21 protein-coding genes are annotated in these 23,746 nt (G+C 56.2%); 8 read left to right on the plus strand and 13 right to left on the minus strand.

Going from position 1 to position 23,746, the window contains the following annotated elements; genetic code table 11:
* Window positions 1–19 precede the first annotated feature (19 nt).
* Window positions 20–1,363 carry an NCS2 family permease gene (locus ACQG19_RS16685; RefSeq protein WP_020690155.1) on the plus strand — a complete coding sequence of 448 codons (1,344 nt, stop codon included), beginning with the start codon at window positions 20–22 and terminating at the stop codon, window positions 1,361–1,363.
* Here ACQG19_RS16685 and etk read toward each other — a convergent pair.
* From etk to ACQG19_RS16700, 3 genes are read right to left on the minus strand one after another with little or no spacing between them, the layout of a single operon-like run.
* Window positions 1,360–3,558: a tyrosine-protein kinase gene (etk, locus tag ACQG19_RS16690; RefSeq protein ID WP_020690154.1), complete on the minus strand. Its 2,199-nt coding sequence runs from the start codon at window positions 3,556–3,558 to the stop codon at window positions 1,360–1,362. The two genes, ACQG19_RS16685 and etk, sit on opposite strands and share 4 nt — an antisense overlap.
* Complete coding sequence (locus tag ACQG19_RS16695) at window positions 3,558–4,007, minus strand: protein-tyrosine-phosphatase (RefSeq protein ID WP_048971022.1); 450 nt, start codon at window positions 4,005–4,007, stop codon at window positions 3,558–3,560. The genes etk and ACQG19_RS16695 overlap by 1 nt, the downstream gene beginning before the upstream one ends.
* Window positions 4,007–5,146, minus strand: coding sequence for a polysaccharide export protein (locus tag ACQG19_RS16700; protein ID WP_023622076.1), 1,140 nt, complete (start codon window positions 5,144–5,146; stop codon window positions 4,007–4,009). Before ACQG19_RS16700 ends, ACQG19_RS16695 begins: the two co-directional genes overlap by 1 nt.
* A 468-nt stretch (window positions 5,147–5,614) precedes the next feature.
* Between ACQG19_RS16700 and ACQG19_RS16705 the strand changes: the two genes are divergently transcribed.
* Window positions 5,615–5,947: an RcnB family protein gene (locus tag ACQG19_RS16705; protein WP_013097925.1), complete on the plus strand. Its 333-nt coding sequence runs from the start codon at window positions 5,615–5,617 to the stop codon at window positions 5,945–5,947.
* The gene (locus ACQG19_RS16710) at window positions 5,892–6,377 is read left to right on the plus strand and encodes a GNAT family N-acetyltransferase (RefSeq protein ID WP_139936611.1); all 486 of its coding nucleotides are present in this window, start codon (window positions 5,892–5,894) and stop codon (window positions 6,375–6,377) included. Before ACQG19_RS16705 ends, ACQG19_RS16710 begins: the two co-directional genes overlap by 56 nt.
* Before the next feature lie 95 nt (window positions 6,378–6,472).
* Here ACQG19_RS16710 and apbC read toward each other — a convergent pair whose 3' ends face one another.
* A complete protein-coding gene (apbC, locus tag ACQG19_RS16715) occupies window positions 6,473–7,582 on the minus strand; it encodes an iron-sulfur cluster carrier protein ApbC (RefSeq protein ID WP_013097927.1) in 1,110 nt (369 codons plus the stop codon).
* Window positions 7,583–7,719: 137 nt separating this feature from the next.
* Between apbC and metG the strand changes: the two genes are divergently transcribed.
* Entirely contained in the window at window positions 7,720–9,753 is a 2,034-nt protein-coding gene (gene metG / locus ACQG19_RS16720) for a methionine--tRNA ligase (RefSeq protein WP_023619774.1), read from the plus strand.
* 96 nt (window positions 9,754–9,849) lie between these two features.
* Here metG and ACQG19_RS16725 read toward each other — a convergent pair whose 3' ends face one another.
* Genes ACQG19_RS16725 through ACQG19_RS16735 form a run of 3 tightly spaced genes read right to left on the minus strand, consistent with a single transcriptional unit; the run spans window position 9,850 to window position 12,766 of the window.
* Window positions 9,850–10,320, minus strand: a complete 471-nt coding sequence (locus ACQG19_RS16725; RefSeq protein ID WP_020690148.1) for a DUF1456 family protein — start codon at window positions 10,318–10,320, stop codon at window positions 9,850–9,852.
* 47 nt (window positions 10,321–10,367) lie between these two features.
* Window positions 10,368–11,087 (minus strand): two-component system response regulator BtsR, encoded by a 720-nt coding sequence (btsR, locus tag ACQG19_RS16730; protein ID WP_014832665.1) that lies wholly within the window; start codon window positions 11,085–11,087, stop codon window positions 10,368–10,370.
* Window positions 11,081–12,766 (minus strand): sensor histidine kinase, encoded by a 1,686-nt coding sequence (locus tag ACQG19_RS16735; RefSeq protein ID WP_045903350.1) that lies wholly within the window; start codon window positions 12,764–12,766, stop codon window positions 11,081–11,083. The genes btsR and ACQG19_RS16735 overlap by 7 nt, the downstream gene beginning before the upstream one ends.
* A 218-nt stretch (window positions 12,767–12,984) precedes the next feature.
* Here ACQG19_RS16735 and mlrA point away from each other — a divergent pair, with 218 nt between their 5' ends.
* Both mlrA and ACQG19_RS16745 read left to right on the plus strand, forming a co-directional pair.
* Complete coding sequence (gene mlrA, locus ACQG19_RS16740; protein WP_095428161.1) at window positions 12,985–13,725, plus strand: HTH-type transcriptional regulator MlrA; 741 nt, start codon at window positions 12,985–12,987, stop codon at window positions 13,723–13,725.
* A 69-nt stretch (window positions 13,726–13,794) separates the two neighbouring features.
* Complete coding sequence (locus ACQG19_RS16745; RefSeq protein WP_010433613.1) at window positions 13,795–13,908, plus strand: protein YohO; 114 nt, start codon at window positions 13,795–13,797, stop codon at window positions 13,906–13,908.
* Here ACQG19_RS16745 and ACQG19_RS16750 read toward each other — a convergent pair.
* From ACQG19_RS16750 to bglX, 5 genes are all read right to left on the minus strand, one after another.
* A complete protein-coding gene (locus ACQG19_RS16750; RefSeq protein WP_013097933.1) occupies window positions 13,883–14,620 on the minus strand; it encodes an ABC transporter permease in 738 nt (245 codons plus the stop codon). The two genes, ACQG19_RS16745 and ACQG19_RS16750, sit on opposite strands and share 26 nt — an antisense overlap.
* Window positions 14,604–15,554, minus strand: a complete 951-nt coding sequence (locus ACQG19_RS16755; protein WP_058651738.1) for an ABC transporter ATP-binding protein — start codon at window positions 15,552–15,554, stop codon at window positions 14,604–14,606. Before ACQG19_RS16755 ends, ACQG19_RS16750 begins: the two co-directional genes overlap by 17 nt.
* Window positions 15,547–16,704: an ABC transporter permease gene (locus ACQG19_RS16760; protein WP_246932224.1), complete on the minus strand. Its 1,158-nt coding sequence runs from the start codon at window positions 16,702–16,704 to the stop codon at window positions 15,547–15,549. The genes ACQG19_RS16755 and ACQG19_RS16760 overlap by 8 nt, the downstream gene beginning before the upstream one ends.
* Window positions 16,705–16,716: 12 nt before the next feature.
* Window positions 16,717–17,634, minus strand: coding sequence for a glycine betaine ABC transporter substrate-binding protein OsmF (gene osmF, locus ACQG19_RS16765; protein WP_013097936.1), 918 nt, complete (start codon window positions 17,632–17,634; stop codon window positions 16,717–16,719).
* A 146-nt stretch (window positions 17,635–17,780) separates the two neighbouring features.
* Window positions 17,781–20,078, minus strand: coding sequence for a beta-glucosidase BglX (gene bglX / locus ACQG19_RS16770; protein WP_246932222.1), 2,298 nt, complete (start codon window positions 20,076–20,078; stop codon window positions 17,781–17,783).
* Between the two features lie 189 nt (window positions 20,079–20,267).
* Here bglX and dld point away from each other — a divergent pair, with 189 nt between their 5' ends.
* A complete protein-coding gene (gene dld / locus ACQG19_RS16775) occupies window positions 20,268–22,016 on the plus strand; it encodes a D-lactate dehydrogenase (RefSeq protein WP_222168757.1) in 1,749 nt (582 codons plus the stop codon).
* 111 nt (window positions 22,017–22,127) lie between these two features.
* The gene (locus tag ACQG19_RS16780) at window positions 22,128–22,682 is read left to right on the plus strand and encodes a GNAT family N-acetyltransferase (protein ID WP_020690140.1); all 555 of its coding nucleotides are present in this window, start codon (window positions 22,128–22,130) and stop codon (window positions 22,680–22,682) included.
* 95 nt (window positions 22,683–22,777) lie between these two features.
* On the opposite strand, the gene pbpG is transcribed toward ACQG19_RS16780, so the two are convergent.
* Window positions 22,778–23,701: a D-alanyl-D-alanine endopeptidase gene (pbpG, locus tag ACQG19_RS16785; protein ID WP_013097940.1), complete on the minus strand. Its 924-nt coding sequence runs from the start codon at window positions 23,699–23,701 to the stop codon at window positions 22,778–22,780.
* Window positions 23,702–23,746: the final 45 nt, after the last annotated feature.

Genomic DNA, 23,746 nt, shown 5'->3' on the forward strand with positions numbered 1-23,746 from the left:
ACCGAAGGAGAGCCGGATAATGGCCGACAATACCGTTAATTCGCCAGCACCAGGGAACTGGCTTGAACGTCGTTTTGCACTGCATACGCGCGGCAGTACCGTGCGCACAGAGTGTCTGGCCGGTCTCACCGGTTTTCTCGCCGCCGCCTATTTGCTGGTGGTCATCCCGGGGCTGTTGGCCGTGGGCGGGATGGACAAAGGCGCGGCAACCACCGGTACCATTTTGGTGTTTGTGGCCGGTACGCTGCTGATGGCGTTTTACGCCAACCTGCCGTTTATTGTTGGGCCCGGCATTGGTGGCTCGGTGCTGGTTGGGGTAACGCTGGCGGGCAGTGAAGGCATCGGCTGGCAAATTGGTCTGGGCATTGCCTGCTGGTCGGGAATTTTGTTCTTCCTGCTCACCCGTTTTGGCCTGCGAGAGGTTGTGACCCGCTCCGTACCGCAGTCCATCAAACTGGGACTGACGGCCTCTATCGGTCTTTTTGTCGCCGTACTGGGCTTTCGCAATGCCGGGCTGGTGCTGGCTAACGCAAAAACGAACGCGCTGATGCTGGGTGATTTTCTCTCGCCAGGCGCGCTGGTGGCGCTCAGCGGCCTGTTCCTCGCCATTGCCCTGCAGGCGCGTCGCATTCCGGGCGCCATTTTGTGGGCCATTTTGTTTGCCACCCTCGTGGGCATTCCGATGGGGGTGACCCACCTTCCTGCCAGCTTTATTGACATGCCTCATTCACTGACGCCGGTGCTGGGCCATATCGACATGCTGGGCGCGCTGAATATTGCCTTCCTGCCGTTTCTGTTTGTCTTTTTCGCATCGGAGTTTTTCTCCACCATGGGCACCACGCTGGCGGTGGGAGGTGAAGCCGGGTTGCTGGATGAAGAGGGCAATATGGCAAACATCAATCGCCCGTTTATGGTGGACTCGATTGCCGCCGCGATTGGCCCGTGGGTGGGTATTCCTGCCGCCACGGCACTGATTGAATCCTCAGCGGCCGCAGAAGCAGGGGGTAAAACCGGCATGACGGCGCTGGCCGCTGCGGTCATGTTCCTGCTGATGCTGCTGTTTACGCCCGTTGCGCTCATGATCCCAAAAGAAGCCACCGCCCCTGCCCTGATCCTGATCGGCCTGAATATGTTCAGCGGCCTGCGTAAGGTGGATCTGGCAAACTTCACCGACGGGCTGCCGGTGCTGATGATGGTAATGATTACGCTGATTGCCAACAGCTTCGGTACAGGGATTGCGGGAGGGCTGCTGTTTTACATCGTCATTAAAGCGATTGCAGGAAAATGGCGAGAAATCCCTGTTGGTCTTTGGATCCTCGCCATTCCGCTGGTGTATTACTTTGCCACGCTGGTGAAGCACTAATCCTTGCGCGGTTGCCGTGTCGGGCGTTGACCATACTCGTAATGGCCATAGCCTGCACGGTAATACAGCGCTGCCGATTTCACTACATCGTTCAGCACGGTGCCGTTGATATGCGCCCCCGTTTGCTGCAAACGCTTAATGCTGTTCTCCATCTCTTTGAGGCTGGTTTTACCATAGCGGGCCACCAGCAGCGAGGTGGCGGCCACCGGGGCAGCCACTGAGGCGTCCGTTACGGCCAGCACCGGCGGGGTATCGAGGATCACAAGATCATAATGCTCGTCTGCCCAGGTCATTAACGCCCTGAAGCGTTCGCTCATCAGCAGTTCAGAGGGGCGTAACGGAACCGGCCCGCAGGTCAGCACATCAATGTTGCCTTTCTCATAGCGCTGAATCGCCGCCTGGAAATGACATTTCCCGTCAAGCACGTCGGAAAGCCCGAAATGGTTTTTCAGATCGAAGATGTTGTGTACATAGCCTTCGCGCATATCCGCATCAATGAATAACACCCTGAGCCCGGCCTGCGCCTCAATCGCGGCCAGCGAGGTACTGACAAGGGTTTTACCGCAGTCCTGCGTTGGGCCTGAAATCATCACGATCCGGTTAGCGGCATCCTGCAAGGTGAAATGCAGGCTGGTGCGAAGCCCCCGCACGGCTTCGACAAAAACATCCGCAGGCCGATCAACCGGCAGGAAAGGGACATCGACAATCTTGTGTCTCCAGCGTGAGCCAAATGCGCGTTTTTTACGCAGGTTGGTTTTTTTCCACAGCCACAGGGAACGGGGCAAGGTGGCCATCACCTGTACGCCAAGCCCTTCCAGTTGCTCGGAGGTGTTGATGCCGCGTCTGAGCGCCATGCGGACCAGGACCAGCCCCATTGAGCATATCAGCCCCAACAGGATGCCTAAGACGATGACCACCAGCTTTCGCGGTTTGATGGGATCGGGTTGCGTCACCGCGCTGTCGATAATTCGCACGTTACCAATGGCGCTGGAGCGCGAAATGTTCAGCTCCTGCTGACGGGTGAGGAGCTGCAAATAGATGGTGCGGCCTGACTCCACATCCCGGCTAAGGCGCAAAATGTCCTGCTGAGTCGATGGCATGGCGGCGACACGCTGATTAAGGCGGACCTTCTCCTGCTCAAGCGTCTGACGCTTTTCACGCAAGGCGCGGTAGTTCGGGTGATCTTTCTTGAACAGCTGAGAAATCTCCGCCTCACGAAACGTCAGCTCGTTGAGCTGGTTTTCGATATTCACAATCTGCTCGAGAACCGATTTCGCTTCCAGGGAGAGATCCACCGAGTCACGCTGTTTGCGATACTGATTCAGCCGCTCTTCAGCCAGATCCAGTTCGCTTCTGATTTTAGGCAACTGCTTCTGCAAAAATGCAAGACTGCGGGCATCCTGTGCTTCCTGGCGCGCAATGTTTTGCTGCAGATAGTTGTTGGCAATCCGGTCAAGCACATGCGCAATGCGCTCAGGATCGTTTCCGGTCAGCGTGAGCGTCAGCACCCCACTCTGCTTTGCCGATTCAACGACGCTAAATTGGGTGCTGAGCGTATTGATAGCTTCCAGACGGGTGCTGTTTTGCACCGTGAATTGCGTGCCCGTTGGCGCATTCATTTTCACCACCAACAGTGAAACGCCGGCTTTTTCCAGCGGTTTCCCTTCCCTGCCCTCGGCATAAAAGTTATCCCCCTCCAGCCGGTATGCCCCTTTTTCCAGCACAGTGAGCACAAGGGTGCGAGGTTTGCCTTCAACAGGGGGAAGTTGCAGCCAGCCAAGGGCAACCGTCGCCGGTTTACGGCCCTGCAACCGTGCCCACAGACGTCCCACTACCGGGAACGTACGCTGCGTCACGTGCTGTGTTAGGCCTAATTCATCGACGGTTGCGCCCAGGATCATGCGCGATTTAAGCAGAAGAATTTCAGGTTCGACATCGGGAGACATCTCACTCCCAAACTGCCTTAAATTTTTGAGCAGGCTGTTATCCTGCTTTCCTTCTACCTGGATTAAGGCATCTGCGCGATAAACGGGCGTGGCCAGAAAGGCATACAGCCCCGCCAGCAGGGTGAACAGGAAAGTTATCGATAAAATGACTGCACGGTGATCGATCACCTCGCCGAGCAGGCTAATGAGATCGATTTCATGGTTCTCCGGTGCTGCCGCACCGTAACTGTCTGTTGTGTAAGACGACATTAACGCTTCATTCCTTGTTGACTCAAACGATGAGCCCATTCCTGACTGGCTTTGCCCAGCAGACCGAAAACATAATCGAACGCTTCACGACTTTTACAATAGGGATCGGGGATGTCCTGCGGCCCCAGCCATTGCCCAAAAAGCAGCGATTTGCCGCGAATTTCCGGGGCCAAGTCAGAGATAAAGCGAAGATGGGCAGGTTCCATCACCAGAATCAGATCCGATTCCCGCATGATCTGCGGGGTCAGTTTGCGCGCGCGATGTCCCTCAAGTGAGATCCCATGCCGCCTGGCCACGTCCTGAGCGCTGACATCCGCCGGGCTGCCCTCCAGCCCATAGATACCTGCCGAGGTTATCCGTTTTCCCGGTAGCAACTGACGCAACAGCCGCTCGCCAATCGGCGAGCGACAAATATTGCCGGTGCAGACCACTAAGATAGAATCAAACATTATTGCGGCCACGATCTGATGTAACGGACCGTTTCGGTCAGGTCATGAACGCCACTGATGGTCGGCACGAGCTGCGTAATGACGCGATTCCAGCGTGACAGCGGTGCCGTGGTGACGTAGACAATGTCGTACGGCTCAAGCTGGAATTCAGTGCCCAACACCATTGCGGAGGCATCCTGCGCGTTAAGCTGATAAATGTTGGCAATTTTTCCCGCGTCGTTGCCTTTGGCAATGGAGCGAATGACAAAAATGCCCGTCGCATCGGCCATATCCTGATTCAGGCCGCCCGCATTGCTCAGCGCTTCAGCAAGGGTCATTCCGCTCCTGTCCATCTTGAGCGTGCTCTGCTTAATCACCTCCCCCATCACGAAGACTTTCAGGGCGTCATTACGAGGCACAAAAAGGATATCGCCCGGATAGAGCAGCTTATTTTGCGTCAGGTCGCCGTGCTGCATCAGTGCATACAGAGAAAGGCGCGAATCTTTCCCCTCGTGAGTGAGAACCACATTGCGCCAGTCCGCATCGGCAGAAAGCCCGCCTGCCGCGTTGACGGCATCCATGACCGTCAGGGGAATATTGGTGATTGCCTGCTGACCAGATTTGACGACTTCGCCAGTGACATAGGCCTTTTGCGAGCGGAAGGCCGCCACGCTGACGTCAACCTGCGGGCTTTCGATCACGCTATCCAGCCGTTTGGCGATCTCTTCCCTGACTTCAGAGACCGTTTTTCCCGCCACCGGGAGTTTGCCGACATAGGGATAAAAGAGCGTACCGTCGGCGTTGACCCAGTTGCCGGTGTCACTGGCACTGCGATACTGTCCGGCCGGTGTTGTCAGTTCAGGGTGATCCCAGACGGTTACGGTCAAAATATCACCGGTTCCAATGCGGTACTCCCAGTTTCTGACCTGCTCATCGAGCTTAGGATTAGACTGAGATTTGGTGACGGCAGGGCGCAATTTCTCAATCAATGAAGGGGTAACAGGATAGAGATCCACGCGCTTATCTAAATTATTATTTTCATCACCCGACGTAATGACGTTTTTTCCCGCTGAGCTTAATGTTTGCCCGGGAGAAAATACGCAGCCCGTCAACTGACTTATCGCTAAGAATATTACAGATAATGTGGTTGTGTTTTTCATTAGAATTAATATTTCATTCATGAGCGCAAAAAACGCATAACAGGCCATTCCGGAAGAATCGCCTACTTTTTCAACATGCTGTTTTTCAAGCAATTACGTAAAATCACACATCACTGAATGATGTGTAGAATGAACTGAAGGACCGGAACCACGTAGAATTGAGAATTAAACCGCTCCGCTTTTAGAAGTTTAAATCGTCTTCAAATGAAATGCATGCATTTCAGGTCACAAATTTAGAGTAAACTTATATTTTCAGAATTAATTAAAAAAAATATTTCCGTTCTGAATAAGTCCTAGGAAATAATATTCATAAACAAAATAGTATTAACCGTTTGATCTACACAAAACCGTCCACTTTTGTTACATTTTTTTTCTAACAGGCTCTGCTGGGATACTTAAAATAGGCTGTCTGCCATATCGTCAACACAGCAGGCTGAGCGTATCAGTAACGGTATAACTGGAGAAAAAATGGCTAAGCGTACATGGCTGCTTCTGGGTGTAGTAATGTCTCTTGCGAGCGCGGCTTCGGCAGCCCCGCAAACGGCGTCAGCATCTGGCGGCATCAAAGCTTATGAAGAACAAGAGTTCATTGCTGATTTCACGAAGTTCAAAATTGGCGACACGGCTCCGGCGCTGTATCAAACCCCTGAATACACCATCAAACAGTATCAACTGCGTAACCTCCCGGCGCCGGATGCGGGTACGCACTGGACCTATATGGGCGAGAACTATGTCCTGATCGGCGATGCCGACGGTAAGATCTATAAAGCCTACAACGGAGATATCTTCTATCATCGCTGATACCGTCCATATTCGGCCGTGGCAGGAGAGCGATCGTCCTTTCCTGCGCACCCTTTACCTGCATGCCCGCCGCGAGGCGTGGCCGTGGCTGAACGGTGCAGAATGGCAACTCGAAGATTTTGACGAGGCAACCCGAGACGAAGTGATTTGGGTTGCTGTACAGAACGGCCATCGTGTGGGCTTTGCGTCAGTCTGGACGAATGATAACTTTCTGCACAATCTGTTCGTTGATCCGCAGTATCAGAGCCTGGGCGTAGGCCGTTTGCTGCTGGAACAGGTACAAAAAACGTTTACCAGTACGGGGGCGTTAAAGTGCCTGGTGAGAAACGAACGGGCTATCGCGTTTTATCAGCGTCATGGCTGGCACATCGAGGCAACGGGGGATTCTCCGGAGGGAGAGTACTATCTGATGCATTACCGATTGCGTTAATGTCGGGTGGCGGCTTCGCCTTACCCGACCTACATGATGGTGCCATTTGTAGGCCGGGTAAGCGAAGCGCCACCCGGCACTCAAGCGCAGAAGAATTACACCGCGCGGAAGGCGATTTCGCCAGGAATGACTTCACCCTGCCAGTAAAGCTGCGCCGCAACGCGCCCCGCCAGCTGACGGTACAACTCCGCAAACTCACTGTCCGGGCGGTTGATGACCGTCGGTTTCCCGCTATCCAGATCTTCACGCAGCGTGATGTGCAGCGGCATCTGTCCCAGCAACTGGGTGTGATACTGCGCCGCCAGTTTTTCTGCACCGCCGGTGCCGAAGATAGGCTCGTGATGACCACAGTTGCTGCAGATGTGCATGCTCATGTTCTCGACTATACCGAGCACAGGCACCTCGACTTTCTCAAACATCACGATGCCTTTTTTGGCGTCGATCAGCGCGATATCCTGCGGCGTAGTGACGACAACTGCCCCGGTGACGGGGATGTTCTGCGCCAGCGTCAGCTGGATATCACCGGTACCCGGCGGCATATCCAGCACCAGATAATCCAGATCCGGCCACAAGGTCTCTTGCAGCATCTGCATCAGCGCTTTGCTGGCCATTGGACCACGCCAGACCATCGCATTGTCATCAGTCACCAGATAACCGATGGAATTCGTTGCCAGACCGTGCGCCATGATTGGCGCCATGTGGGTTCCATCTGGCGAGGTTGGACGCTGGTTTTCTGCGCCCAGCATGTTGGGAATTGACGGCCCGTAGATATCCGCATCCAGAATACCGACCTTCGCCCCTTCGGCCGCCAGCGCGAGCGCCAGGTTGACGGCGGTAGACGATTTCCCCACCCCGCCCTTGCCGGAGCTGACGGCGATGATGTTTTTCACACCGTTAACGCCGGGCTGGTTTTTCACCCGCTTGAGGGTGGCGATACTGTGGCTCAGCTTCCAGTCAATCGCTTTTGCACCGGTAATGCGCAGCAGCTCCGAGCTGGTTTGCTCTTTCAGCGCGTCGAAGGCGCTGGTCCAGACGAACGGCATCTGCAGCTCAATGTGCAGCGTATCGTCCAGCCATGCGACATGGTGCAACGCTTTCAGCGTAGTGAGATTGTGCTTCAGGGTTGGATGCTGAAAGTTAGCCAGCGTCCCGGCGACCATTGCTCGTAAGGCTTCCGGTGATTTGGCCTGGGATTGCGAACTCATCCCGACTCCTTTGTTCTTGTGAATAAGACCTTAGATGAACAAGTTTACCTGAAAGGCCGTGGTTTGTGCTTACTTAATAATGCCCCTTTTGGTAATATCAAAAACCCTTTTCACAGTTAAAAGAAGTAATGCCTACTATGACTCAAGTCGCGAAAAAAATTCTGGTAACGTGCGCACTGCCGTACGCCAACGGCTCAATCCACCTCGGCCACATGCTGGAGCATATCCAGGCTGATGTCTGGGTCCGTTACCAGCGAATGCGCGGCCACGAGGTTAACTTCATCTGCGCGGACGATGCCCACGGCACGCCGATCATGCTGAAAGCCCAGCAGCTGGGTGTTTCCCCGGAGCAGATGATTGCCGAAATGAGTCAGGAGCATCAGACCGATTTTGCTGGCTTTGACATCAGCTATGACAACTACCACTCCACGCACAGCGAGGAGAACCGCGAGCTGTCAACGCTTATCTACACCCGTCTGAAAGAGAACGGTTTTATTAAAAACCGCACTATTTCTCAGCTGTACGATCCGGAAAAAGGCATGTTCCTGCCGGACCGTTTCGTCAAAGGCACCTGCCCGAAATGTAAATCACCGGATCAGTACGGCGATAACTGCGAAGTGTGCGGCGCTACCTATAGCCCGACAGAGCTGATCGACCCGAAATCGGTGGTCTCCGGCGCCACGCCTGTGATGCGTGACTCCGAGCACTTCTTCTTCGACCTGCCATCCTTTAGCGAAATGCTGCAGGCGTGGACCCGCAGCGGCGCGCTGCAGGAGCAGGTAGCGAACAAAATGCAGGAGTGGTTCGAATCCGGCCTGCAGCAGTGGGATATCTCCCGCGATGCGCCCTACTTTGGTTTCGAAATTCCAAATGCACCGGGCAAATATTTCTACGTCTGGCTGGACGCGCCAATCGGCTACATGGGCTCCTTCAAGAACCTGTGCGACAAGCGTGGCGACACCGTCAGCTTCGACGAATACTGGAAGAAAGATTCCACCGCCGAGCTGTATCACTTCATCGGCAAAGACATCGTTTACTTCCACAGCCTGTTCTGGCCGGCAATGCTGGAAGGCAGCAACTTCCGCAAGCCAACCAACCTGTTTGTTCACGGCTACGTGACGGTGAACGGCGCGAAGATGTCCAAATCGCGTGGGACGTTCATCAAAGCCAGCACCTGGCTGAACCACTTTGATGCGGACAGCCTGCGTTATTATTACGCGGCGAAGCTCTCTTCCCGCATCGACGATATCGACCTGAACCTGGAAGATTTCGTGCAGCGCGTGAACGCGGACATCGTGAACAAGGTGGTGAACCTGGCGTCCCGAAACGCGGGCTTTATCGCCAAGCGTTTTGACGGCGTGCTTTCTGCCGAGCTGGCCGATCCTGAGCTGTATAAAACCTTCACCGATGCCGCCGCTGCGGTTGGCGAAGCCTGGGAAAGCCGTGAATTCGGTAAAGCAATTCGTGAAATCATGGCGCTGGCCGATGTTGCCAACCGCTATGTGGACGAGCAGGCCCCGTGGGTTGTCGCGAAACAGGAAGGCCGCGACGCTGACCTGCAGGCGATCTGCACCATGGGTCTGAACATGTTCCGCGTGCTGATGACCTGGCTGAAGCCTGTACTGCCGCAGCTGGCAGCGCGTGCAGAAGCGTTCCTGAACACCGAACTGAGCTGGGATGCAATCCAGCAACCGCTGCTTGGCCACAAGGTGAATACCTTCAAGGCGCTCTACAATCGCATCGAAATGAAGCAGGTTGAAGCTTTGGTGGAAGCCTCGAAAGAAGAGGTGAAAGCAGCTGCCGCACCGGTGACCGGCCCGCTGGCAGACGATCCGATTCAGGAGACCATCACCTTTGACGATTTCGCTAAAGTTGACCTGCGCGTGGCGCTGATTGAAAACGCGGAATTCGTGGAAGGCTCTGACAAGCTGCTGCGCCTGACGCTGGATCTGGGTGGTGAGAAGCGTAACGTCTTCTCCGGCATCCGTTCTGCCTATCCTGATCCGCAGGTACTGATTGGCCGTCAGACCGTCATGGTCGCGAACCTGGCACCGCGTAAAATGCGCTTCGGCATCTCTGAGGGGATGGTGATGGCCGCAGGCCCTGGCGGGAAAGATATCTTCCTGTTAAGCCCTGACGAAGGCGCGAAGCCGGGTCAGCAGGTGAAATAACAAAAAAAGCCGGAGATTATCTCCGGCTTTTTTTGTTCTCCCTCTCGCACAGGGAGAGGGCCGGGATGAGGGCATCAGGCCGCACCCATTCCGCAATCACGCCTTCGTATTATGCACCCGGTGGGTCAGCCCACGCAGGAAGTTACGCAGAAACTGGTCGCCGCACTCGCGGTAATTTTTGTGGCCCGGCGCACGCATCATGGCGGTCACTTCCGGCACGGATACGCGGTATTTTTGCTCCGTCATGATCGCCACAATATCATCCGTTTTCAGCGAGAACGCGATACGCAGCTTTTTCAGCACCGTGTTGTTGTCCACCCGACGCTCCAGCGCCAGTTCAGGTGCAGAATCATCTTTGCCACGCTTATCGTAGATCAGGCCGTTCAGGAAGCCTGACAGGATAATGTCAGGGCAGCGAACAAACCCCTCTTCGTCCTCTTTGGTCATCCAGGTGTCAAAACCAGCAGAGGTGGATTCCATGGCAGACAGCGCAAGAATGCGCACCATGTCGTTGTTGTTTGCTTTCAGGGTGTAGCGCAGGCTACGAAGAATATCATTACTAAGCATGAGTGCCTTTAACTGTCGATGATGCAATGGCGCGCAGTGTACCAGTTTTACAGCCCAATCGCCTCTTTCAAACTTTTCAGGTAGCGACGACTGACGGGTACCGTTTGACCGGCCCGCAGTACCAGCTCTGCCTGACCGTTATCTTCCAGACGGATCTCTTTCAGGTGCGCCATGTTAACCAGATACTGCCGATGGCAGCGGACAAGCGGCGTGCGGCTTTCCAGCGTGCGCAGCGTCAGCTCGGTGAAGCCTTCATTGCCCTCGGCGCTGGTGACAAACACCCCACTCAGGCGGCTGCTAACAAATGCCACATCATCCATTTGCAGCAGGTAAATCCGGCTATGCCCGGTACACGGGATAAACTTCAGCGGCTGCTGGTTTTCCGGCAGCAGCGTGACGTCCTGTACCGTACGTTCCTGGCGTAAACGCGTCAGGGTCTTTTCGAGCCGCTTCTCTTCAATCGGCTTCAGCAGGTAATCGAACGCGTGTTCTTCAAAGGCCTTCACGGCATATTCGTCAAACGCCGTCAGAAACACGATATACGGGCGATGCTCCGGGTCAAGCATGCCGACCATCTCCAGCCCGCTGATACGGGGCATCTGGATGTCGAGGAACAGCACATCCGGACGCAGTTTATGTACAGCACCAATGGCTTCAATGGCATTGGCGCACTCTCCCACAATCTCAATGTCACTCTGCTCCTGCAACAGCACGCGCAGGTTTTCCCGTGCCAACGGTTCATCATCGACTATCAGCACTCTTAACATGCGGTCTCCTCCAGCGGCAATCGTAACGTAATACGGGTAAATCGGTCCGGCTCACAGGCCACGGTGATGCCACATCCATCCCCAAAGTGAGCGCGCAGGCGTTTATCCACCAGGCTCATCCCCAGCCCGCCGGAAGAGGACGGGACGTAAAGCCCGGCATTGTCTTCAATATTCAGCACCAGATGATGATTAAAACGGCTGGCAGAAATAGTGATCTCCCCGGTGCCCAGAAGCTGCGATGTCCCGTGTTTAATGGCATTTTCCACAATAGGCTGCAGCGTAAAGGCCGGGAGATGCTGATACGCCAGCTCATCCGGCACGGATAACGACACCTGCAGACGAGACTGGAAGCGCGCCTGCTCAATCTGCAGATAGGCGTTAACATGTTCAATCTCATCGGCCAGGGTCACAATCTCAGACGGCCGTTTCAGGTTCTTGCGAAAAAACGTCGACAGAAACTGCACCAGCTGCGCGGCCTGATCGCTGTCGCGGCGGATCACCGCTTTCAGGGTGTTGAGGGCATTAAACAGGAAATGCGGGTTCACCTGAGCGTGCAGGAGCTTAATCTCCGACTGCGTTAACAGGGCTTTTTGCCGCTCATATTGCCCCGCCAGGATCTGCGCGGAAAGCAGCTGCGCAATCCCCTCCCCCAACGTCCGGTTGATCGAGCTGAACAAGCGGTTCTTCGCTTCGTAGAGCTTAATGGTTCCCATCACCCGCTGGTTTTCCCCCCGCAGCGGAATGACCAGCGTAGAGCCGAGCTTACACTGCGGATGCAGCGAACAGCGGTAAGGCACTTCGTTACCGTCGGCATAGACTACCTCACCGGTCTCTATCGCACGAAGCGTATACGCGGACGAAATCGGTCTGCCAGGAAGGTGGTGATCGTCGCCGGTACCGGTAAAGGCCAGCAGCTTTTCACGATCGGTAATCGCAACGGCACCAATATCCAGCTCCTGATAGAGCACCTGCGCCACCTTCATGCTGTTTTCTTCGTTAAAGCCCTGACGCAGGATCCCCTCGGTTGAAGCGGCGACTTTCAGTGCCGTGGCAGAGAACGCCGAGGTGTATTTCTCAAACATGGCGCGCTTGTCGAGCAGAATGCGCATAAACAGCGCCGCGCCCACGGTGTTGGTGACCATCATCGGGGCGGCAATACTGTTCACCAGATGCAGTGCGTCCTCAAAAGGTCGGGCGATAAGCAGAATGATCGCCATTTGCGCCATTTCGGCCACAAAGGTGATCGCGCCAGCGGTAAGCGGGCTGAAGACTTTATCCGGGCGGCCACGTTTGATCATGTAGCTGTGCACCAGGCCACCAAGCAGCCCTTCCACGATGGTCGAGATCATGCAGCTCAGCGCCGTCATCCCGCCCATGGAATAGCGGTGCAGCCCACCGGTTAAACCGACAAGGCCACCCACAACCGGGCCGCCGAGCAGCCCGCCCATCACCGCGCCGATGGCGCGCGTATTGGCAATCGAGTCTTCAATATGGAGGCCAAAATAGGTCCCCATGATGCAGAAAATAGAGAAGGTCACATAACAGAGGAGCTTGTGCGGCAGGCGGACGGTGACTTGCATCAGCGGGATAAACAGACGCGTCTTACTCATCAACCAGGCGATGACAAGAAACACGCACATCTGCTGAAGCAACAGCAGCACCAGATTAAACTCGTACATACTCAGGAACCGCACCTTCTGAAAACGCGTAACATACACTGAAGGCGCCGAAGTTTCTTTGAAGCAGTCCAAAAAAGCGGTAAATCGTGTCCGTCATCACATCTTTTGCCGAACATAACGGCTGCTTCGCATTATTTGTACAAAAAAAAGGCAATTCTTCCTGGTTCGACAAACTGGGTCTACAGTTAAGCTGGGGACGCGTTAGCCAGGGGGCGAATATGGCGCTTTACACGATCGGTGAAGTGGCACTCCTTTGTGATATCAATCCCGTCACGCTACGGGCTTGGCAGCGACGGTATGGTTTACTCAAACCGCAGCGCACGGACGGCGGTCACCGCCTTTTCAATGATGCCGACATCGATCGGATCCGCGAGATCAAAAGCTGGATAGATAACGGTGTGCAGGTGAGCAAGGTAAAGTCGCTGCTCTGCCATGACGATCCCGGTACCCAACACCGCTGGCGCGAACAGCAGGAAACCCTGCTCCGGCTTCTGCAGGCGGGCAACGTTCAACGTCTGCGCGCGTGGATCAAAGAGCAAGGCCGCGATTATCCGGCGCAAACCTTAATCAACCATCTTTTCATCCCGCTTCGTCGACGGCTGCAATGCCAGCACTCTACCCTGCAGGCGCTGCTGAGTATGCTCGACGGGGTGCTGATCAATTATATCGCCGTCTGTCTGGCCTCGGCGCGAAACAAGGGCGGAAAAGACGCGCTGGTTGTTGGCTGGAACGTGCACGATACCACGCGGCTGTGGCTCGAAGCCTGGATCGCCACCCAGCAGGGCTGGCGCGTGGAGGTGCTGGCGCATTCGCTGGCTCAGCTACGGCCCGAATTCTTCGACGGCCAGACTCTGCTGGTCTGGTGCGGGGAAGTGCCCACCGCCTCGCAGCAACAGCGGCTGACGGAATGGCGGGAGCACGGTTATCCGGTTTACGCCCTGGGCCCCGATGAAACGTAACGGCATTTAATGGTTCATTAACAGCTGCGCTTCACCGTATAATTGTTCCGTTAACAACAGGAGCAGATGATGAAGGCAACCAAACTGGCCGTAATTACCCTTTTTGTACTGATGGCCGTGAGCGGCATCGGCGGCGTGATGCTGGCCGGGTACTCATTTATTGTTCGTGGCGGTGTCGGCTGAGAAGCCGGGCCAGTCGTTCAAACAGGCGATCGATAACAATGGCCGCCAGCGCCACCAGTACCGCACCCTGAACGATATAGGCCGTATTGAACCCGCTTAAGCCGATAATGATCGGCGTTCCCAGCGTATTGGCCCCCACCGTAGACGCGATGGTCGCCGTGCCGATGTTAATAATCACCGACGTACGGATCCCCGCGATAATCACCGGTGCCGCAAGCGGCAGCTCAACCTTGCACAGCCGCTGACCGCTGCTCATGCCCATCCCTTCGGCCACGCTCAGTACCGATGCCGGTACCGACGCAATGCCCGCCAGCGTCCCCTGAAGAACAGGCAACACGCCGTAAAGGATCAGCGCAATGATAGCCGGTTGCTGACCAAACCCGATCACCGGCACCGCAATCGCCAGTACCGCCACCGGCGGAAATGTCTGTCCGATAGCCGCAATCGTCTCTACCAGCGGGCGAAACTCTCTTCCCCAGGGCCGGGTGACCACAATCCCCGCCCCCACGCCCAGCACCACGGCAATCGCGCTGGAGAGCGCCACCAGCCACAGGTGCGCCAGGGCAAGATTGATAAAACTCTCCTGCTGATAGACGGGGCGCGGCAGGCCGGGAAAAAGCGAGCTGAACAGCGCCCCACTGTGTGGCATCAGAAACAGCAGTGCAACAAAAAGCCCCGTCAGCCAGAGGAGCGGATCACGCATGACCTTCACGCGTCACCTCCCCGGCCAGCAGATCGCGAAAATGCAGGGTGCCACACGGTGCCCCAGCGGCATCCGTAACCGGCAGTACCTCGCACTGGCGCGCCACAAACGCGGAGAGCGCGTCCCGCAGGCTCATCTGTTCTTGTAATGCTTCACCGCCCATCGCCACATCCTGTCGACGCATATAATCGCTGACGGTTCGCAGGGAGAGCAGTCTGACGCCCAGTTCGCTGCGTCCAAAAAACTCGCGCACAAAATCGTTCTGCGGATGGGTCAGCAGTTCAAGCGGCGTGCCCTGCTGGATCACTTCCCCGTGATCCATCAACACCAGATGATCGGCCAGCCGCAGCGCCTCATCTATATCGTGGGTCACGAGGACGATCGTCCGGCCAAGAATGCGGTGAATGCGGGTCATCTCGGTCTGCAGTGCCCCGCGCGTAACGGGATCGAGCGCGCCAAAAGGCTCATCCATCAGCAATACCTGCGGGTTCGCCGCCAGCGCGCGCGCCACTCCCACACGCTGCTGTTGTCCACCTGAAAGCTGATGCGGATAGCGACCACGCAGCCCAGGCTCTAACCCCAGCAGCGACATAAGCTCGTCCACCCTCTCGTCACTCTTTGCCCGCGACCATTTTTCCAGCTGCAGCACGGTGGCAATATTCTGCGCGACCGTCCAGTGGGGAAACAGGCCGATGGACTGGATGGCGTAGCCCATGCGACGACGCAGCTCCAGCACCGGCAGACTGCGGATCTCTTCCCCGGCAAAACGTATTACACCGCTGTCGTGCTCCACCAGGCGGTTGATCATCTTCAGCGTGGTGGATTTCCCCGACCCCGAGGTGCCAATCAGTACCGAAAACGCCCCCTCGGCAAAATTCAGGTTCAGGTGACTTGCTGCCGGACGACCGGCAAATGTTTTACTGACATCGTGAAATTCAATCATTGGCTCTTCTCCCGAGCAACGCGAGCCATAAGGCAAACAGCGCATCGATGACGACCGCCAGTGCAATCGTGGGCACCACGCCCAGTAACACCAGATCCAGCGCACTGCTCAGCAGCCCCTGGAACACCAGCGCGCCAAAACCGCCTGCGCCAATCAGCGCGGCGATAACCGCCATCCCGACGGTCTGGACCGCCACCACCCGCAGGCTGCGCAGCAGCAGGGGCAAGGCGAGCGGCAGCTGGATCTGCCAGAAGCACTGTCGCCGGCTCATCCCCATCGCGTGGGCGCTCTCCAGTACATCCGGCGCGACCTGGCTTAAGCCCGCCACCACGCCGCGGACCAGAGGCAGCAGCGCGTACAGCACCAGGGCAATAAGCGCGGGGGTTAATCCGGTTCCGGCTATACCGACCGAGGCTAACGCCGGAAATGACTTCACCAGCCCCGCCAGCGGCGCGATCAGCAGGCCAAACAGGGCCACGGAAGGGATGGTCTGGATCACGTTGAGCACGGCAAAAACCCCGCCCTGGCGGGAGGGATGACGATAACACCACATGCCCAGCGGTACCCCCAGCAGTAACGCCGGGAACAGCGTGCCGAAGAGGATCGTCAGGTGTTGCGCCAGCGCATCATCAAACACCTCCTGACGGTTGGCGTACTCTTTTAACAGCGAGAGATTATTCAGCTCACCGCTGAACAGCAGCAGCAACGGAATACACCAGATCTGGGCATTAAGCACCCAGCGCCAGGCAGACGACGGGATCAGGCGGCGGATCGCATCGCTGGAGGCCAGCAGACACAGCGCCAGCCACAGCCACAGCCCACTGCCCACGGTGGTTCGCGCCAGTGGACTTTCCGCCGAGGTCATGTGCGTGGCGGCAAGCCCGGCACTCCAGAACAAGGTGATGAAGAGGCCTTCACTGAGGAGTAGCGTCAGCCACTGTGCAACCCGCCCACGGCTGAGCGAGAGCACAACCAGTGCACCCAGCGCCACAACCAGCAGCAGCGGCGTAAACGGCCAGACCTGCCAGAGCGCGCGCCCTTCCCCCGACATCAGGCGGTTTGGCGCCACATTGACAAACGGTAGCGCGACCGCCGCAATGGCCACACAGGCCAACAGCAGCAGTACGCGGTTATGACATTTTATTGGCACAGCCCTGTCCTGTTACTTCACAAGCCCTTGTTGTTTCAGGAAATCGGCGGCCACTTTTTTGGCATCCAGTCCCTCTACGGCAATGCTCGCATTGAGCTGTTGCAGCGTTTTTGCATCCAGTTTTTCAAAGACCGGTTTGAGCCAGTCGGCGATATCCGGGTAGGCTTTCAGCACCGCCTCACGCACCACCGGCGTGGGGGCATAAATAGGCTGAACGCCTTTTGGATCGGTTAAGGTCTGCAGACCAAGCGCCGCGACCGGGCCGTCCGTACCGTAGGCCATCGCCGCATTGACACCGGAGGTCTGCTGCGCCGCCGCCTTGATGGTCACCGCGGTGTCACCGCCCGCGAGCGAGAGCAGCTGTGCCTGGTCAAGCTTGAAGTCGTAGGCTTTTTCGAAAGCAGGCAGCGCGTCCGGACGCTCGATAAACTCCGCCGAGGCCGCAAGCTTGAAGTCGCCCTTCTCTTTCAGATAGCGGCTGAGATCCGCAAGTGACGTCAGTTTGCCTTTCTCCGCCACGTCTTTACGCACCGCGATGGTCCAGGTGTTGTTGGCCGGAGCCGGAGTCAGCCAGACCAGCTTGTTCTGTTCTGCATCGAGTTTTTTGACTTTTTCATACCCGGCTTTGGCGTTTTTCCATGCCGGATCGTTTTCATCTTTGAAGAAAAATGCCCCGTTGCCGGTGTATTCCGGGTAGATATCCAGCTCGCCGGAGGTGATGGCCCCGCGTACCACGGGCGTGGTACCCAGCTGAACTTTATTCACGGTTTTCACGCCGTGGCTTTCCAGCACCTGCAAAATAATATTCCCGAGCAGCGCGCCTTCAGTGTCGATCTTTGAGCCCACTTTTACCGGTTCTGCCGCCTGTAGCGGCAGGCTTAGCGCCGCGAATAACGCCGCAGAAACTACCATCCCCGTTTTAATCGTCATTCCACTATCCTCATTTTTTTGCTGCCTTTTTCAGAGGCTTGAGAGAAAAGCGTAGCTTAAAACGGCGGATTTACCCGGCAAAATGCCTTTTTAGCATAAGGTAAGACGCATCCCCCGGTGAACGGGGGATGCAAAGGAGGGAAAGGTTACAGCAGCTCGAACTCGCCTTTATTGACGCGGGCGGAATCCACCCCAATGTAGACATTGAACTTGCCCGGTTCCGCATCGTATTTCATCTGCTGGTTCCAGAACTTCAGGGCATCCACGTCAATCGGGAAGCTGATGGTTTTGGTTTCACCAGGTTTCAGGTTGACCTTCTCAAAGCCGCGCAACTGTTTCACCGGACGGCTCATGGAGGCGGTCACATCCTGAACATACATCTGGATCACCGTCGCACCTTCACGTTTACCGGTGTTCGTCACGTCAACGCTGGCAGTCACTTTACCGTCACGCTTCAGGCTCGGGGCCGACATTTTCACGTCAGAGACCTTAAAGGTGGTGTAGCTCAAACCGTAACCAAACGGATACAGCGGGCCGTTCGCTTCATCGAAGTAACGGGAGGTGTACTTGTTTGGCTTATCGGCGTTATACGGACGGCCGGTATTCAGGTGGCTGTAGTACACCGGGATCTGCCCGACAGAGCGCGGGAAGGACATCGGCAGTTTGCCCGACGGGTTGTAATCACCAAACAGCACGTCGGCGATGGCGTTGCCCCCTTCCGTACCGGCGAACCAGGTTTCCAGAATAGCGTCAGCCTGCTGATCTTCTTTCACCAGCGCCAGTGGACGACCGTTCATCAGCACCAGCACCAGCGGCTTGCCGGTGGCTTTCAGGGCGGCGATCAGATCGCGCTGGCTTTGCGGGATCGTGATGTCCGTTCGGCTGGAGGCTTCGTGTGCCATCCCCTGTGCTTCACCCACCACGGCAACCACCACGTCAGACTGTTTCGCGGCGTTTACCGCTTCGTTAATCATCTCTTTCGACGAGCGCGGATCCACCTTCACCGCCTCTTCATACTGATTGAGGAAGGTCACAATATCTTTATCATCAGTGACGTTCGCCCCTTTGGCGTACACCACCTTAGCGTTTTCACCGACCGCATTTTTAATACCGGTGAGCACGGTCACGGACTGATCGGCCACGCCCGCAGCAGACCAGCTCCCCATCACGTCGCGCTTGCTGTCGGCCAGCGGGCCGACCACCGCAATGGTGCCGGATTTTTTCAGCGGCAGCGTGTCGAGGCGGTTTTTCAGCAGCACCAGGCTTTCACGGGCCACTTCTCGGGCCTCTTTACGGTGCAGACGGCTTTCGGCATTGGTGTCCGCCGGGTCTGACTCTTTCGGACCCAGGTGGCTGTATGGATCGTTAAACAGCCCCATGTCATATTTCACGTTCAGCACGTGACGCGTGGCATCGTCCAGCTCCGCCATCGTCACCTTGCCGCTCTTCACCAGCCCCGGCAGGTATTTGCTGTAATATTCGTCGCTCATGCTCATGTTGATGCCGGATTTGAGCGCCACGCGCACCGCATCTTCCGGGTCGGAGGCCGTACCGTGTTTGATGAGCTCTTTAATGGCGCCATGGTCAGAGACCGTGATGCCCTTGAAGCCCCACTGGTCTCGCAGCACGTCTTTCAGCAGCCAGGCGTCAGAGGTGGCAGGCGTGCCGTTGAGCGAGTTCAGGGCGACCATCACCGCGCCGCTACCGGCATCCAGGCCTGCTTTGTACGGCGGCATGTAATCGTTAAACAGGCGCTGCGGGCTCATGTCGACGGTGTTGTACTCTTTACCGCCTTCCACGGCGCCATAGGCGGCGAAGTGCTTGACGCTGGTCATGACCGAATAACGATCCGCCGGGCTTTTACCCTGCATCGCTTCCACCATGGTTTTCCCCATCGTGGCGGTCAAATAAGTATCTTCACCAAAGCCCTCTGACGCGCGGCCCCAGCGCGGATCGCGGGAGACGTCAACCATCGGGGCCCAGGTCATGTTCAGGCCGTCGTCTGCGGCTTCATATGCCGAGACGCGCCCGACGGTTTTCACCGCGTCGAGGTTAAAGGAGGAGGCCAGACCGAGGCTGATAGGGAAAACGGTACGCTGTCCGTGTACCACGTCATAGGCGAAGAACAGCGGAATTTTCAGGCGGCTAAGTTCCATCACCTGATCCTGCATTTTGCGGATATCCTGACGGGTCACGGTGTTAAAAATCGCCCCTACCTGGCTCTCTTTAATCATTTCGCGGATCGCCTCTTTCGGGTTATCCGGGCCGACGCTGATAAGACGCAGCTGGCCGATCTTCTCATCGACCGTCATTTTCTTGAGCAATTCCGTGACAAACGCGTCCCGTGCTTCAGGCGTAAGCGGGTGATTGCCAAACAGTTCATCTGCCAGCGCAGGTTGCAGTGCCAGGCTGACGGCGACACCTACAGAACATAGCCATTTCATGTCGTTTTACTCTCTCATCAATTTCCGCCGGAAGATCTCGGCCAGGGCGTGCGAAAAGCGCAGTGTGCCACAAACCCTCAGAACGTTGCAGGGTTATTCTCTGATTTTTCTCGCAAATACGCGCCCTCTAAACAGCTAATCGCGCTATGCTTTACAGCGAGAAATTTGCCCCACCACAAGGAGTGGAAGATGTCTTCTGTTCGAACTGCCGATAACACGACTTTTATTAACGAACTGTCGCGCCTGGTTGGTCACTCTCACCTGCTCACCGACCCGGCCAAAACTGCCCGCTACCGTAAGGGCTTTCGTTCCGGACAGGGCGATGCGCTGGCGGTGGTTTTTCCCGGCACGCTGCTGGAGCTGTGGCGCGTCCTGAACGCCTGCGTCGCCGCGGACAAGATTATTTTAATGCAGGCGGCTAACACCGGCCTGACCGAAGGCTCGACGCCGAACGGCAACGATTACGATCGCGACATCGTGATTATCAGCACCCTGCGCCTCGACAAACTTCACCTGCTCGATAAAGGCGAGCAGGTACTGGCCTTCCCTGGCACCACCCTCTACTCGCTGGAAAAAGCGCTTAAGCCGCTTGGGCGAGAACCGCATTCGGTGATTGGTTCATCCTGCATCGGCGCCTCCGTCATTGGTGGGATTTGTAATAATTCCGGCGGTTCGCTGGTGCAGCGCGGCCCGGCTTATACCGAAATGTCGCTCTATGCCCGTATTGATGAAAACGGCAAGCTGACGCTGGTGAACCATCTGGGAATCGATCTGGGCGTCACGCCGGAGCAGATCCTGAGTAAGCTCGACGACGATCGCGTGAAAGATGAAGACGTACAGCACGATGGCCGTCATGCCCACGATCACGATTACATCACCCGCGTACGTGATATCAACGCGGATACGCCAGCGCGTTACAACGCCGATCCGGATCGCCTGTTTGAATCCTCCGGCTGCGCGGGTAAACTGGCCGTTTTCGCGGTCCGTCTCGACACCTTCCCGGCCGAGAAAAAACAGCAGGTGTTTTACATCGGCACCAATCAGCCTGACGTGCTGACCGAAATTCGTCGTCATATTCTCGGCGAATTTACCCACCTGCCGGTGGCGGGCGAGTATATGCACCGAGATATTTACGACATCGCCGAACGCTACGGCAAAGATACGTTCCTGATGATCGACAAGCTCGGCACCGACAAAATGCCGTTCTTCTTTACCATGAAGGGCCGCACCGACGCGATGCTGGAGAAAGTGCCGCTGTTCAAGCCCCACTTTACCGACCGCTTTATGCAGAAGCTGGGCAACGTTTTCCCGGCGCACCTGCCGGAGCGAATGAAAACCTGGCGCGACAAGTATGAACATCACCTGCTGCTGAAAATGGCCGGGGACGGGATCGCCGAAGCACAAAACTGGCTGAGCGAATTCTTCAAAACCGCCGAGGGAGATTTCTTCGCCTGTACACCTGAGGAGGGGAGCAAAGCGTTCCTGCACCGTTTTGCCGCTGCGGGGGCCGCCATCCGTTATCAGGCCGTACACTCAGAAGAAGTAGAGGATATTCTGGCGCTGGATATTGCGCTGCGACGCAACGATACCGAGTGGTTTGAACACCTGCCGCCGGAAATCGACAGCAAGCTGGTGCATAAGCTCTACTACGGCCACTTTATGTGCTACGTCTTCCACCAGGATTACATCGTTAAAAAAGGGGTCGACGCGCACGCGTTGAAAGAGGAGATGCTCGCCCTTCTGCGCGAACGTGGCGCACAATATCCTGCGGAACACAACGTTGGGCATCTTTACAAAGCCCCTGAGACACTTAAGCAGTTTTATCGCGAGAATGACCCTACAAACAGTATGAATCCCGGCATTGGTAAAACAACGCGGAATAAATACTGGAAAGAGAGCGATAACGCAGAGCAGGCCATTACGCAAGCATCTGATTAATTCATACAGCCATATTTAAGAGATTGTTAAGCACAGCTCAATCGTACTAGAGTACCTGCACTCGCCGGAGAAACGTTTCTCCGGCATTCTTTGACGAGGAGCAGGCACATCATGTCGGCTGTTGATATTTTATCCGTAACCGAAGTGGAAGTGCGCGATGCCCTTCCCGACGATGTGCATGCCATTTCGGCTATTTATGCATGGCATGTACTTCACGGACGTGCGTCGTTTGAGGAAATCCCCCCCACCGTTGATGAAATGCGTAAGCGGTTGAAAAACGTGACCGATAACGGTTTGCCCTGGCTGGTGGCGCTGTATCGCGGCATTGTGGTGGGCTATTGCTACGCCACGCCATACCGTCCACGACACGCGTATCGCTTCACGCTGGAAGAGTCAATCTACGTGGATGCCAGCACCACCGGACGCGGTTTTGGCAGTGCACTAATGGACGCGCTGATTGAACGCTGCGAACAAGGTCCCTGGCGTCAGATGATTGCGGTTGTGGGGGATGGCCATAATAACGCCGGGTCATTGCGGCTGCATAAAAAGCACGGTTTTGAAGTGGTCGGCCAGCTGCGCAGTGTGGGCTACAAAAAAGGCGACTGGCGGGATACGGTGATTATGCAGCGCCCGCTTAACGACGGAGACTGGACCCTGCCGGAATAGGCCCAGTGCGGTCTGGTGACCTCACCTCGGCCCTCTCCCACCGGGAGAGGGAGAAAACATAAAAAACGGTAACACAGTTACCGTTTTGCTTTTACCTAATCGTTCTGCGCCGTCGCCATCTGCTCGGCTTTCTGCTTTTTATACGTCAATGCCGCAGCCGGAACAGGCTGCACTTTCCCGGTTTCAATCCAGGTGCGCAGTCGGCTGGCATCGGCGAAGTGAGTATATTTGCCGAAGGCATCCATCACCACCAGCGCCACCGGTTTACCGTTGAACACGGTACGCATCACCAGACAGTGCCCCGCCGCGTTGGTAAAGCCGGTTTTCGTTAACTGAATGTTCCAGTTCTCGCGATACACCAGGTGGTTCGTATTGCGAAACGGCAGCGTATAGGCCGGGTTCGCAAAGGTCGCCATCTCTTCACGGGTGGTACTGAGCTGCCCAATCAGCGGGTACTGTTTGCTGGCAATCAGCAGTTTGGTCAGATCGCGCGCCGTAGAGACGTTGTGAATCGACAAACCTGTCGGCTCAACAAAACGGGTGTTATTCATTCCCAGCGCTTTGGCTTTGGCATTCATCGCTCGAATGAAGGCGTCGTAGCCGCCCGGATAATGGTGGGCGAGGCTCGCCGCGGCGCGGTTTTCTGACGACATCAGCGCCAGCAAGAGCATATTTTTACGACTGATTTCACTGTTCAGGCGCACGCGGGAGTAAACCCCTTTCATCTCCGGCGTGTGGCTGATATCCACTTTCAGTTTTTCATCCAGCGGCAGATGTGCATCCAGCACTACCATCGCGGTCATTAATTTGGTTATCGAGGCGATCGGGCGCACCAGATCCGGATGGCTGGCGTAGATCACCTTATTGGTGTTGAGATCAACAATCATCGCGCTGCCGGAAGCGATTTGCGGTTGAGCAGCAGCGGTGGTCACCGCGGGCGTTTTGGCGAGAGCTGGCACGCCAGCGGACGCCCCCAGCAACAGTGCCAGGCTAAGTAAAGAAACTCGGAATTTCAGCATGGTGAGACTTCTGATAATTATTCACGCACGTTATGACGTACACCG

This window comes from Enterobacter cloacae complex sp. 277I4 (assembly GCF_050031465.1).
GTDB lineage: Bacteria > Pseudomonadota > Gammaproteobacteria > Enterobacterales > Enterobacteriaceae > Enterobacter > Enterobacter cloacae.